Genomic DNA, 12,853 nt, shown 5'->3' with positions numbered 1-12,853 from the left:
TAATTCAAAAGCCTCATCAATTTGATGAGGCTTTTTTTTGTATTCATAATAATCCTATTTAAGTAAAAAAACTTTTTTAGTTTCAATCAAAAAAATTACCTTTGCATCCTGAAAATGAGAGAGAAGTCTCATATATAAATAATAATTTTAATTAGATACATAATGTCTACAATAACAGGTAAAGTTTCTCAAATTATTGGGCCAGTAATTGATGTTGAATTCAATACAGAAAATGAACTTCCTAAGATTTACGATTCTCTAGAAATTAAAAAAGCCGATGGTTCTATATTAGTATTAGAAGTTCAGCAACATATTGGAGAAGATACAGTAAGAACTATCTCTATGGATGCTACAGATGGATTAAGTAGAGGAGCAGAAGTAGTTGCAACTGGAAATCCTATTCAAATGCCAATAGGTAATGATATTTATGGACGTTTATTTAACGTAACAGGAGATGCAATTGATGGTTTAGGAAATCTAAAGAAAGAAGGTAAAGATGGTTTACCAATTCATAGATCTGCACCTAAATTTGAAGACTTATCAGTATCTACAGAGGTTTTATTTACAGGTATTAAAGTAATCGATTTAATAGAGCCTTACGCAAAAGGAGGTAAAATTGGATTATTTGGTGGAGCTGGAGTAGGTAAAACAGTATTAATTCAAGAATTAATTAACAATATAGCAAAAGGTCACGGTGGTTTATCAGTTTTTGCAGGAGTAGGTGAAAGAACTCGTGAAGGAAACGATTTACTTAGAGAAATGTTAGAATCTGGAATTATCAAATATGGTGATGATTTTATGCATTCTATGGAAGAAGGCGGATGGGATTTATCTAAAGTTGATAAGCCAGGAATGAAAGACTCTAAAGCTACTTTCGTATTTGGACAAATGAACGAACCTCCTGGAGCACGTGCAAGAGTTGCTTTGTCAGGTTTAACTATAGCTGAATATTTTAGAGATGGAGCTGGTGAAGCTCAAGGGAAAGATGTACTTTTCTTTGTAGATAATATTTTCCGTTTTACACAAGCAGGTTCTGAGGTATCTGCACTTTTAGGACGTATGCCATCTGCAGTAGGATATCAACCTACATTAGCAACAGAAATGGGAGCAATGCAAGAGCGTATTACATCTACAAAAAAAGGTTCTATTACTTCTGTGCAAGCAGTTTATGTACCTGCGGATGATTTAACAGATCCAGCGCCAGCAACAACATTTGCTCACTTAGATGCAACAACTGTATTATCTCGTAAGATTGCTGAGTTAGGTATTTACCCTGCGGTAGATCCTTTAGATTCTACTTCTAGAATTTTAACAGCTGATATTTTAGGTGACGATCATTATAATTGTGCACAAAGAGTAAAGGAAATTTTACAACGTTATAAAGAATTACAAGATATTATTGCAATTTTAGGAATGGAAGAATTATCTGAAGAAGATAAATTAGTTGTTCATAGAGCAAGACGTGTACAACGTTTCTTATCTCAACCTTTCCATGTAGCTGAACAATTTACAGGTATCCCAGGAGTTTTAGTTGATATTAAAGACACTATTAAAGGCTTTAATATGATTATGGACGGTGAGTTAGACAAATACCCTGAGGCTGCTTTTAACTTAAGAGGATCAATTCAAGATGCAATTGATGCTGGAGAAAAAATGTTGGCTGAAGCTTAAAAACATAAAATATGTATTTAGAAATTGTAACACCTGAAGCTATTTTATTTTCATCAGAAATTGATTCATTATCAGTTCCTGGGGTAAATGGAGAGTTTCAAATGCTAAATAATCACGCACCAGTTGTTTCTAATTTAAAAGAAGGAACTGTTAAAATTCATGTTCATTCTCAAAGTAATTTAGAATTAGATGATTTAAATGGAAAATTAGTTCCTGATGAAGCTGATGATATGATTTTAACTTTAGCTATTAGTTCTGGTACTTTAGAGTTAAATGAAAATAAAGCTATTATTTTAGCAGACTAAATAATACTATATAAATTTTTAAAAATCTCAAAACGTATTTTCGTTTTGAGATTTTTTTTTAACTTTTCTTAAGAAAAATAAATTTTACAAAAAAAGAGTAAATTTGCACAATGGAAGAAACGAATAGACAAAGAAAGATAGCTGGAGTTTTACAAAAAGATTTGGTAGATGTTTTGCAGAAAGCAGCACAAGATGGAATGAAAGGTGTAATTATTTCGGTATCAAAAGTATCTGTTACTTCAGATTTAGGGATTGCTAAAGTGTACTTAAGTGTTTTTCCTTCTGAAAAGAGAGACGAGATTATAAAAGGAGTTCAATCTAATACAGTCTTAATCCGTCACGAAATGGCCTCTAGAACAAGAAATCAATTAAGAAGAATGCCAGAGTTATTGTTTTTTGGTGATGATACTTTAGATTACAATGAAGGAATAGATAATTCTTTACAAGGAAAAGATGAGAATCCCATCTTGAATCCTGACATTTTACCCAAAAGACAAAAAAAATAATTTCATTTTTTTGAACTTTCCATTTTACATAGCTAAAAGATATTTATTTACTAAAACGAGTAATAATGCGATTAATATAATTTCTATTATAGCTTCTTTTGGCGTTATTATAAGCTCCTTAGCATTATTTATTATTCTATCAGGTTTTTCTGGTTTAAAAACATTTAATTATAGTTTATTAGATGTTTCTGACCCTGATATAAAAATCACATCGACAAAAGGAAAATCTTTCATATTTAGTAATGTTTTAGATAGTGTTATTGCTAATCATAAACAGGTAAAAGAAAGTGCTAATATTATTGAAGAGAGAGTGTTTTTAGAGTATAACAAAAAAAATGAAATTGCTTATATAAAAGGAGTTGCTGAGAATTATCAAAAGATTACCCTAATTGATTCAGCTATTAATGTGGGAACTTGGATTCAAAAAAAATTTGAAAATACAGCTGTAATTGGAGAAGGTATTTCTAGAAAACTATCTCTAGGGATATTAAATTTTGGTGACCCCTTATCTGTAATGATACCAAAACCTGGAACCGGTTTTATTAACCCTGTTAATGGATTTTATACATTAAAAACTCAAATAGTTGGCGTGTATTCTGGAAATGAAGATTTTGCTAATAAATATGTTTTTGTAAATTTATCGTCAGCAAGAAAGCTGTTACAATTCAAGGAAAATCAGATTACTGGTATAGAGATTAAACTTCAAAAGAACAGCAAACCAGACAGAGTAGCCAAAGAACTTAAAAGCCAATTAGGAATTGAGTTTAAAGTGCAAACAAAAGAACAATTGAATGAAGTTTTTTATAAGGTTATTAATACTGAGAACTTTGTGTCTTATTTAATTTTTACCTTAATTGTAATTATTGCATTATTTAATGTAATAGGTGCTATTATTATGATGATTATTGATAAAAAACATAATCTAAGAACACTGTTAAATTTGGGTTCAACGATTAAAGAAATTAAGCAAATTTTTGTATTTCAAGGATTTTTGTTGACTGTATTAGGAATGTTTATTGGTCTAATACTTGGAATATTACTTGTTTTTGCTCAAAGAACTTTTGGGTTTTTTGAAATTGTACCTGGTTTACCATATCCTGTAGAATTTAGATTTTTAAATCTTACTATTGTTCTAGCTACAATAACAATTTTAGGCTTTATAGCTGCTAAAATTGCTAGTAGTAGAATTAATAAAGAGTTTATAGAAAGGTAAAGTTCTATTTCTTTATAAGTATGGTTTAAGAACTCCCTTTCTTTTTTTAAGTTGTTTATCTAGATCGCTAATGGTATGTTTTACTGCCAATTCAAAATTCTTTTCATTTGATGAAGCAAAAATCCTTGGGCCCGCTAAACTTAATTCCATTTCACAAATTTTACCTATTTTTTTTAGAGAATTTTCTCTTTTAAAAAATACGTTTGCGCTTATTATAGAGTTATACTTATTTGCTAAATTTTCTAATTTTGCTAAGGTATAAGATTTCATTGTTTCACTTGTTTGCATATTGACAAACTGAATATTTACTTTCATAATTTTCTCTTTTAAATTAGATATCTAAAAGTAATTATTATTCAAGTTTTTAGATATGATATTTATCAATCTACTAGAAAATAATTATGAAATAAAAGTTATTTTATTTCTGGAATGCTACTATTTCCAAATTTTGCTTCTACTTCATCAAAAGCAGAAAAGACATCCATTGGGTCATCTGAGGTAACCATTTTCATTCTATAGTCTTTAAAATGAGGTATTCCTTTAAAGTAATTGGTGTAGTGTCTTCTAGTTTCAACAACTCCTAAACGTTCTCCTTTCCAATCGATAGCCATTTTTAAATGTCTTCGGGCAATTTTTGTTCTTTCAGAAATTGTAGGTTTAGGCAAGTGTTCGCCAGTTTTAAAAAAGTGTTTTACTTCGTTAAAAAACCAAGGATAACCAATTGAAGCTCTACCAATCATTGCGCCATCTAAACCGTATTTATCACGCATTTCCATAGCTCTTTCAGGTGTTGTAACATCTCCATTACCAAAAACAGGAATATGCATTCTTTGGTTGTTTTTTACAGCAGCAATTGGTTTCCAATCTGCATCTCCTTTATACATTTGCGCACGTGTTCTACCGTGAATGGAAATAGCTTTACAACCTACATCTTGCAACCGTTCAGCTACTTCAACAATTCTAATAGAATCGTGATCCCAACCTAAACGAGTTTTAACTGTAATCGGTAAATTGGTGTGTTTAACCATAGCTTCTGTAAGAGAAACCATTAAGTCAATATCTTTTAAAATACCTGCTCCAGCACCTTTTGAAACCACTTTTTTAACAGGACAACCAAAGTTGATGTCAATAATATCTGGATTCGATTTTTCAACGATTTCAATCGTTTTTAACATTGAATCTAAATTAGCGCCAAAAATTTGAATTCCTACAGGTCTTTCTTTTTCGTATATATCTAATTTGATAATACTTTTAGCTGCATCTCGAATTAGTCCTTCAGAAGAAATAAATTCTGTATATACAACATCAGCACCATTTTCTTTACATAAAGCTCTAAAAGGAGGGTCTGAAACATCTTCCATTGGAGCCAATAAAAGAGGGAAATCTGGGAGTTCTATGTTGTCTATTTTTACCAAAACTAAGTTTTTGGCAAAAATACTATTTTTTTGTTAAGAGAATCTTTTTAAAAAACTCTTACAATATTAAAACCAAAAAATAAATCGCCTTCGGCAGCAGTTATAAATGCAGGTTCATTGGTAGATTGAGCGTTGGTAAATAATAACTGAAAAATATGCCCGCCAGTTTCTATATCAACACCAAAAGCATATCCATCAGAATATGGAGAATTATTTGGTCTGCTTATATTGTAAATATATTCAGCGTTTAAGCTTACTCTTTTGCTAATTTTTTGTCGTCCGCCAAAACCAAGCGCAAACTGATTGTGTTTTGCTTCAGGCACAATATTTAAATTTTGTAAATTTTGTCTCACATAACTTGGTGCAATTTCAAAAGAAAAATTTTCAGAAAAACGTCTTGAAATTAATAATTGAGCAGCATAACTATATCTATCTGTTGATTTTAAGCTAGGAAAATTTGTTTCATCTAATAAGGTGTTAATGTTTATAGTTCCATAACCTGTAAGATTTACAGGAAATTTATTGGATTGTTGTGCCAATCTAAATTTGACAGAACTTGCAAAAGTTCTGTTATAAGACTCTCTACTTATAGTAAATTGTGTGCCTTCCCAAAAACTATAGGCTAATTGAATTTTTGTATTGGCATTATCTAAACCAAAAAAGGTATCAAAACCATCTTTTAAAGCACCAAATCTGTGAGAAACATACAAATATAAATCTCCTTTTGCACCTACTTTTGTAGATTGTAAATTCCCAATTTTCATCGCTTTAAAAGCTGGTAATTCAAAAGAATTTTCATTTTTAGTTTCTTCGTTTAATTCATCCATTAAATCATCTTGAGCAATTAAAAAAAATGAATTCAGAAAAATAAAAGCAAAAAGAAATATCGTTTTTTTCATAATATTTATGGTGTAAGTAAACATTGATCTAATTTTAATTCTTCTAATAAATCGTCATAACCAATTACACGACCTTTTAGTATTATATTTTTATTCGTTTTTAAGGTTGAAAATTTGACATCTTCTCTAAATTGACAATAAATTTGATTTTCTAAAGTGATGCCCTTATCGTCTTTTGATGTTATATTCCCTTTTAAAACAACAACTTTGTTTTGCCAATTTTTTGCGTTTTCTTGTACTTTTTTCATAAAATCTGAAGCAAAACCATCAAAAACAACCTCTTTTGTTTCAATTTTTGCAGGAGCTTTCATTGCATAGTTGTAAACAAAAAAACCAATTAATAATCCAGTAATAATAACAAAGAGTATTATTTTATTTTTTTTCGACAAGCTCATAATTTAAAGTAACGTTTATTTTATCAGCAATTTTTTTTCTAACGATTGATGGAATATTAATTTTAAAATCTTGAGGTTCTACAACAAAATTTGACATCAATTTAATTTTACCATCTTCCAAACTAACTTTTGCAGTGGTTTCAATTTCTTTTTTTACACCTCTAACTGTTAACGTTCCTGTTAGTTTATATTCTTTTTTATTGTTACTATTTTTAAAATCAAAATCATTTAACTTTCCTCTAAAAGTAGCTTTTGGAAACTTGTTAGATTCCATATAATTTTCATTAAAATGTTCTTGCATTAAAGCTACTTTGAATTGAAACGCATTTATAAAAAGTTGAGCAGCAATATCTCCTGTATCTGTTTTTAGAATAACAGTTGTACTATTATTCGTTGCTTCTACAGGTTCAAAAGCTTCTACAGATGCTTTAAAATTAGTGTTTCCAGAACGTGTGAAATATTTTTGCGAAAAAAGAGATATACTGCAAAAAAAGACAATAAAAAAAAGATGTTTTTTCATAATTTTAGATTTAGTTTTCTAAAAACCCATCAGTTTTCCATTTATCAATTATAGCCCTTGTTTGAGCTGGGAGTAAACCACTTTGAGGCATTGGCCTTGTTATGTCGTTCATTCTGCTGATTAAATTCCCAGATTCAGCAGAATTTTTAACTTGAGAATAATTAATTAATGGATAATGACTTGCTTGACCACCACTAATATGACAACTAATACAATTGGCATCAATAATAGATTTTACATTATCATTGTATGTTATCTTTTCTATAACAGGTTCGGGTTCTTCTTCTAGAGGAATTACTGTTGTTGAACAGTTGTAAAACCCAAAAGAAATAACAGAAATAAATATAGATTTATAAATAATTTTTTTCATAGATATAATTATTTGATTATCAAATATATAAAATAAATATGTTAAAAGTTGATTTCAGCTTCAACCTTTTTGTTTTGTCTTTTTACTACAACCTTAGTTTTATCTCCCTTTTTAAAAACAGATAAAGCTCTCATATAACTCATCATATTGGTAACTAAACTGTCTCCCAATTGTATCACAATATCTCCCTTTTGTAAACCGGATTTTTGAGCGGGTTTGTTTTCAGAAATTCCATCAATTCTCATTCCTTTTCCATCAAACATGTAGTCAGGTACAACACCTAAACCAACCTTAAAACGAACTTGACTGCTCTCATTTTTAGTTTTTCTGAATGCTAATTTACCATTATCATTTAAATCAGAAATTATGTTAAAAATATAATTACCAATTATTTCCATTCCTTTATAATTCAATTTTTCAGAATCGTCTCCAGGTTTATGATAGTCATCGTGCTGTCCCGTAAAAAAATGCAATACAGGAATGTCTGCTAAATAAAAACTAGTATGATCACTTGGTCCAACTCCAGACTCTTTTTGAATTAGTTTAAAATTATTATTATGAGATCTAAGAGTCTGTTTAAAAATTGGCGAAGTTCCTGTGCCGTATACAGCCAAAGTAGAATCTTTTTTTAATCTACCGACCATGTCCATATTAATCATGTAAGACACTTTTTTAACATCTATTGTTGGGTTTTTTACAAAATAATTAGAGCCTAACAACCCCATTTCTTCTCCAGAAAAAGCTATAAATAAGTAATTATTATTAATGTTTTTATTTTTTAGTTTAGCTGCTAAATTTAGCATAATTGCTACTCCAGAAGCATTATCATCAGCTCCATTGTGTATTGCTTTAATAGAATCTCTATACAATGAACCATCTCCTCCATACCCTAAATGATCGTAATGAGCACCAATAATTACTGTGTTTTCTGCTTTATTATCTAAAAAACCTATAATATTATTTCCTGTTATAGATCCATCACCATTTACATCAAACTTTACTTCATCATGCGGATTTGTTTTCGGTTTAAATGTAAAAGCTTGTAAATATCCGTTAGTCCCCTTTTCAGATAGTTTCAATTCTTCAAATCGTTTACGAATATAATCTGCAGCTTTTTTTTCGCCTTCAGTTCCTGTTTGTCTGCCCTCTAGTTTATCAGAAGCTAAAAAAGAAACATCTTCTTTAATACGGTTTTCTTGATTTGTATTTTTTTGACAACTTATAAAAACACACAAAAAGATTAAAAATAAAAGGTTTCTCATAGTGATATATAGTATTTTTGTTACAAATAAAACCGATTACAGATGAAATTTAGAGTACTTTTTTTGGTAATTGTAACATTGTTTATTACTTCTTGTAAAAATAAGAAAAAAGAAAAAGATGATGCTTACTCAGGTGAAACAAAAAAATGGCAAGGTGGTTTAATTTATCCAGAAGAAAAGCATTTTAAATCATTAAAACAAATCACTTTTGGAGGTGATAACGCAGAAGCTTATTGGAGTTTTGATGACAAACAAATTATATTTCAGTCAAACAATAAAGGTTGGGGAGTTAATTGTGACCAAATGTTTTTAATGAATGCTGATGAAACGTTTAAAAATAAAAAACCACCAATGATTTCAACAGGTTTAGGAAGAACAACTTGTGCGTATTTTTTACCAGGAGATAAAGAATTCGTCTACGGTTCAACGCATCTTGGAGGAAAAGAATGCCCAGATGCACCTTTAAGAAGAGAGGGTAAATATGTATGGCCAATTTATGATTCTTACGATATTTTTGTAGCAGATTTAGAAGGAAATATTACTAAACAATTAACCACTGAAAAAGGGTATGATGCAGAAGCAACTGTTTCTCCTAAAGGAGATAAAATTGTATTTACATCAATGAGGACAGGTGATTTAGAATTATTTACAATGAATATTGATGGTTCTGATGTAAAACAAATAACCAATCAATTGGGTTATGATGGTGGTGCTTTTTTCTCTCCGGATGGTACAAAATTGATTTTCCGTTCTTCAAGACCAAAAACAGCAGCAGAAATTAAAGAATATCAAGATTTATTGAAAGAAGGTTTAGTACAACCAACTCAAATGGAATTGTATATTTGTAATGCTGATGGTACAGGTTTACGTCAATTAACGGATTTAGGAAATGCTAATTGGAGTCCGTTTTTTCATCCTTCAGGAAAAAAGATTTTATTCTCATCTAATTTTGAATCTGAAAGAGGTTTTCCTTTCAATTTATATATGATAGATTTAGATGGAAAAAATTTAGAAAGAATAACACACGGAGAAACTTTTGATGCCTTTCCAGTATTTTCTAACGATGGTAAAAAATTAATTTTTTCTTCTAACAGAAATAATGGAGGTGGTAGAGATACCAACTTGTTTATTGCAGAATGGCAAGACTAACAGGATTGTGATTCTGAAATACATCACAAGAGATACCAACTTGTTTATTGCAGAATGGCAAGACTAAGGTAGAGTGTAGTTTTATAACTAGATGAGTTTTATCATAAAATATTTCAATAATATTTATTAATTTAATGCATTATTAAATTACAGATAAATTTATGGGAGCTAAAGAAAGTATTTTACGAAAAATTAGAATTTTAATAACCAATCAATTTGATTCTCCAGAAGAAGCTTTTCAGTTTTTTGATTCAGATAAAAATGGAAGGTTAAAAAAAACTGAAATAAAAAAACTTTTAAGAGATGCTGAAGTAAATGGATTTATTAGAAGTTTTGTAGCCAATGAGTTGCTAAAAGGCTATGATAAATCAAGCGATGATACCATTAGCTGGGAAGAGTTTAAAGTTGCGATTGCAGAACTTGAAAGAGATTATTAAATATTCATCCAATTTTTTATCTTTTCATTAAAACTTCTACCAGAAGTAACGCTTGTGGCTTTTTTATCGTTTAAGGTAATGATAAATCTGCTGTTAAAATATTTTTGAATATCATGTACATGGTCTTTGTTGATAATAATACTTCTATGAACACGAATAAAATTATCGGGTAATTTCTCAGCTAAATTACTTATAGACTCTGTACTTAAATAATTTCCTGATTCGCTATTTATGTTTGTATAATTATTGTCTGATTGAAAAAAATGGACATCATCTAATTTTATAAAAATTAATTTATCGTTTTTCTTTACAGTAATAGAAGTCATTTTTTTTACTTCATTTTTACTATTAATTTGTTTTAAAACACTTAAAATTTCTTCGGATGTTTTATTGTGATGAAAAGAATTTAGTTTTTTAACCGTTTTTGAAATTCGTTCCAATTTTACGGGTTTTACCAAATAATCGATACTATTGGTTTCAAAAGCTTCTAAAGCATATTGGTCATAGGCAGTACAAAACACTACAATAGGTATTTTAGATAATTTTTCTAAAAGCTCAAAACCACTGCATTCTGGCATTTCTATATCTAAAAAAATAAGGTCAGGCTGTAACCGCTCTATTTTTTCTTGAGCTTCAAAACCATTTTTTGCAGTATCGATAATACGAAAGGTTTCTGGAAACTCTGATAATAAATTTTGCAAACCTACTCTTGCTGGAGCTTCATCATCAATAATAATGGTAGTATAAGGCTTGTTCATTTTAAATGTTTTTAGGTAAGGTAATTACAATTGTTTTTTCTGGTGAATTGGTCCAATTTAAAGTAGCCTTATCTCCATAACTTAAACGTAACAAATCGAAAACCGTTTGCAGACCATGACCGCTTAACAATCCGTCAGGAAAATCTGGACCGTTATCTGAAACAGATATGATAATTTGTTCGGTTTTTTCTTTAATTTTTAATCGAATTTCACCTTGCGCAGCTTTTTTTGAGATACCGTGTTTTACTGCATTTTCGATTAAAGGTTGAATTAAAAACAAAGGAATCTTATGATTTTTAATAGCGTTATCTACTTCTACAATAAATTGTAATCGGTCTCCAAAGCGAATCTTTTCAATTTCTAAATAAGCTTCTACCATTTCTATTTCATCTTTAATTGTACTCATTTTTTGACCTTTTCGGTTAATGGAATATTTAAATAAATCAGATAAAGAGTACGCCATTTTTTGCGTTTTTTCGGCATCAATTTTTGCCAAACTTGCAATGGAGTTTAAAGAATTGTATAAAAAATGAGGATTGATTTGTGCTTGAAGCGATTTTAATTCTGCTTTCGTTTTTAGTTCTCTTAGGTTAGATATTTCTAATTCATTGTCTAAGATTAGCTTTTTTTCTTTAAAAATAAAGTAACTAATTAAAGCTCTTATAATTGCAATAATCATTAATACAACAAATGAGTTTGCTAACATTTTATAAATTTTTTGATTATTCACTCTTTCTCCAGCACTTATCATAGCCAAAATACATAGAAACACAAAAGGTAAAAATCCTGTTGAAGCAAATATGAAAAAGGTTTTTACTAAAATAGAATTAGCTTTTTCTTGAATCTTGGTTTCAATAAAACGAAATAAAAATAAAACTGGAAGAGCTAGTAACGAGAAAATAATTGTTGAAATGATGGTATCGAACCTGATAAAAGGAACCTTACTATAATCATCTGGAATTGTTAAAAAATCGAAAGAGGAAACAGATAAAATAATGATAATATCAGCAAAAAATAGAAACGTAATCATCAAAATTCCAAATCGTAACCAATCTTTTTTAATTTTAGTTGATAAGAATTTTTTTAATTTTCCGAGAAAATAAATAGAAAATAATATTAAAAGTAAAGCTGGTAAAATAATAACAGAAAAAGGATTTCTAACCCACCATAATTTATGATTACGAGCTTCTGCCATATCTTTATTTATAGATGCTATCACATGTTTATATCGAACTTCGGCTATTTTAAGGTTATCTTTAAAATTAGGCTTATAAACCTCTTTTATAATAGCAATGTCGTTCTTATTTAATAGCTTGGGAATTTTATTAGGATTAAAAAAGCTGGCTCTTTTTGCTTTTCTATTTACTAAAGAGAAATGACCAGAAATCAATACCCTTGCAATCTCAACTTTTATAAGTTCTTCAAAATTTATATCTATATTCCTTTCATAATTATATATTTTAATAGTTGCATTATGAATAGATTGTTTAGGACCAAACATAAATCTAGATTCTGCAATATTGTTTCTTTTAGAGTTTGTGGTATCTATAAAATTTATTCTCAAATTATTTTCAAAAGGATTTTCAGAAAATTTAATAGATATAGTTTCGGTTAATGAGTCTAATTTATTTAATGCTCTAGCAATGTCTAAAGAGTCTTTTGATGTGTAATTTCCTTTTAATTTAACCTTTATATCTTGTTTCCATTTTCTAAGAGGTGTGTAGAACTGATTCTTTATTTCAACAATTTCCTCCCAAGGAACTTTAGGAAGTTTTTCAGTTTCTTGAGAAAAGAATTGAAACGTAATTAATAGAAAGCATAAAGAATAGAATAACTTTTTCATTGTAGTAAAATTAAATAATTATACCACAAAAAAACAATCATTATAATATTTATAAAATACTTTTCTTGTAAACTGCAAATATTGCGTGTAAACTGTTTTAACAAGGTTGT

At 29.1% G+C, this 12,853-nt stretch carries 15 protein-coding genes; 6 read left to right on the top strand and 9 right to left on the bottom strand.

The features are described from left to right. Window positions 1-162 precede the first annotated feature (162 nt). From atpD to DIS07_RS03730, 4 genes are all read left to right on the top strand, one after another. Entirely contained in the window at window positions 163-1,671 is a 1,509-nt protein-coding gene (gene atpD / locus DIS07_RS03745) for a F0F1 ATP synthase subunit beta (RefSeq protein WP_109403900.1), read from the top strand. A gap of 11 nt (window positions 1,672-1,682) precedes the next feature. Further along, window positions 1,683-1,976: a FoF1 ATP synthase subunit delta/epsilon gene (locus tag DIS07_RS03740; protein WP_109403899.1), complete on the top strand. Its 294-nt coding sequence runs from the start codon at window positions 1,683-1,685 to the stop codon at window positions 1,974-1,976. A gap of 110 nt (window positions 1,977-2,086) precedes the next feature. Beyond that, window positions 2,087-2,482: a 30S ribosome-binding factor RbfA gene (gene rbfA / locus DIS07_RS03735; protein WP_109403898.1), complete on the top strand. Its 396-nt coding sequence runs from the start codon at window positions 2,087-2,089 to the stop codon at window positions 2,480-2,482. Between the two features lie 10 nt (window positions 2,483-2,492). Continuing rightward, window positions 2,493-3,695 carry an ABC transporter permease gene (locus DIS07_RS03730; protein WP_109403897.1) on the top strand — a complete coding sequence of 401 codons (1,203 nt, stop codon included), beginning with the start codon at window positions 2,493-2,495 and terminating at the stop codon, window positions 3,693-3,695. 12 nt (window positions 3,696-3,707) lie between these two features. On the opposite strand, the gene DIS07_RS03725 is transcribed toward DIS07_RS03730, so the two are convergent. From DIS07_RS03725 to DIS07_RS03695, 7 genes are all read right to left on the bottom strand, one after another. Further along, window positions 3,708-4,010 carry an HPF/RaiA family ribosome-associated protein gene (locus DIS07_RS03725; RefSeq protein ID WP_109403896.1) on the bottom strand — a complete coding sequence of 101 codons (303 nt, stop codon included), beginning with the start codon at window positions 4,008-4,010 and terminating at the stop codon, window positions 3,708-3,710. Between the two features lie 98 nt (window positions 4,011-4,108). Beyond that, the gene (gene dusB, locus DIS07_RS03720; RefSeq protein WP_109403895.1) at window positions 4,109-5,110 is read right to left on the bottom strand and encodes a tRNA dihydrouridine synthase DusB; all 1,002 of its coding nucleotides are present in this window, start codon (window positions 5,108-5,110) and stop codon (window positions 4,109-4,111) included. A 47-nt stretch (window positions 5,111-5,157) separates the two neighbouring features. Further along, complete coding sequence (locus DIS07_RS03715) at window positions 5,158-6,009, bottom strand: DUF5777 family beta-barrel protein (protein WP_109404539.1); 852 nt, start codon at window positions 6,007-6,009, stop codon at window positions 5,158-5,160. 5 nt (window positions 6,010-6,014) lie between these two features. Then, window positions 6,015-6,404 (bottom strand): hypothetical protein, encoded by a 390-nt coding sequence (locus tag DIS07_RS03710; protein WP_146190705.1) that lies wholly within the window; start codon window positions 6,402-6,404, stop codon window positions 6,015-6,017. Beyond that, window positions 6,382-6,924: a YceI family protein gene (locus tag DIS07_RS03705; protein WP_109403893.1), complete on the bottom strand. Its 543-nt coding sequence runs from the start codon at window positions 6,922-6,924 to the stop codon at window positions 6,382-6,384. The genes DIS07_RS03710 and DIS07_RS03705 overlap by 23 nt, the downstream gene beginning before the upstream one ends. A gap of 10 nt (window positions 6,925-6,934) precedes the next feature. Next, window positions 6,935-7,294 carry a hypothetical protein gene (locus DIS07_RS03700; protein WP_109403892.1) on the bottom strand — a complete coding sequence of 120 codons (360 nt, stop codon included), beginning with the start codon at window positions 7,292-7,294 and terminating at the stop codon, window positions 6,935-6,937. A gap of 41 nt (window positions 7,295-7,335) precedes the next feature. Continuing rightward, window positions 7,336-8,556 (bottom strand): M28 family peptidase, encoded by a 1,221-nt coding sequence (locus tag DIS07_RS03695; RefSeq protein ID WP_109403891.1) that lies wholly within the window; start codon window positions 8,554-8,556, stop codon window positions 7,336-7,338. Window positions 8,557-8,598: 42 nt separating this feature from the next. Between DIS07_RS03695 and DIS07_RS03690 the strand changes: the two genes are divergently transcribed. Beyond that, the gene (locus DIS07_RS03690; RefSeq protein WP_109403890.1) at window positions 8,599-9,705 is read left to right on the top strand and encodes a TolB family protein; all 1,107 of its coding nucleotides are present in this window, start codon (window positions 8,599-8,601) and stop codon (window positions 9,703-9,705) included. A gap of 161 nt (window positions 9,706-9,866) precedes the next feature. Then, window positions 9,867-10,142, top strand: coding sequence for an EF-hand domain-containing protein (locus DIS07_RS03685; protein ID WP_109403889.1), 276 nt, complete (start codon window positions 9,867-9,869; stop codon window positions 10,140-10,142). Here DIS07_RS03685 and DIS07_RS03680 read toward each other — a convergent pair. Next, window positions 10,139-10,900, bottom strand: coding sequence for a LytR/AlgR family response regulator transcription factor (locus DIS07_RS03680; RefSeq protein ID WP_109403888.1), 762 nt, complete (start codon window positions 10,898-10,900; stop codon window positions 10,139-10,141). The genes DIS07_RS03685 and DIS07_RS03680 overlap by 4 nt on opposite strands. Window position 10,901: 1 nt before the next feature. Then, window positions 10,902-12,743: a sensor histidine kinase gene (locus tag DIS07_RS03675; protein WP_109403887.1), complete on the bottom strand. Its 1,842-nt coding sequence runs from the start codon at window positions 12,741-12,743 to the stop codon at window positions 10,902-10,904. Window positions 12,744-12,853: the final 110 nt, after the last annotated feature.

Source organism: Polaribacter aquimarinus (genome assembly GCF_003129485.1).
GTDB classification, from domain to species: Bacteria; Bacteroidota; Bacteroidia; order Flavobacteriales; family Flavobacteriaceae; genus Polaribacter; species Polaribacter aquimarinus.
Note: the sequence above shows the minus strand (reverse complement) of the source record. Positions and strands in the feature narration are given on the sequence as shown.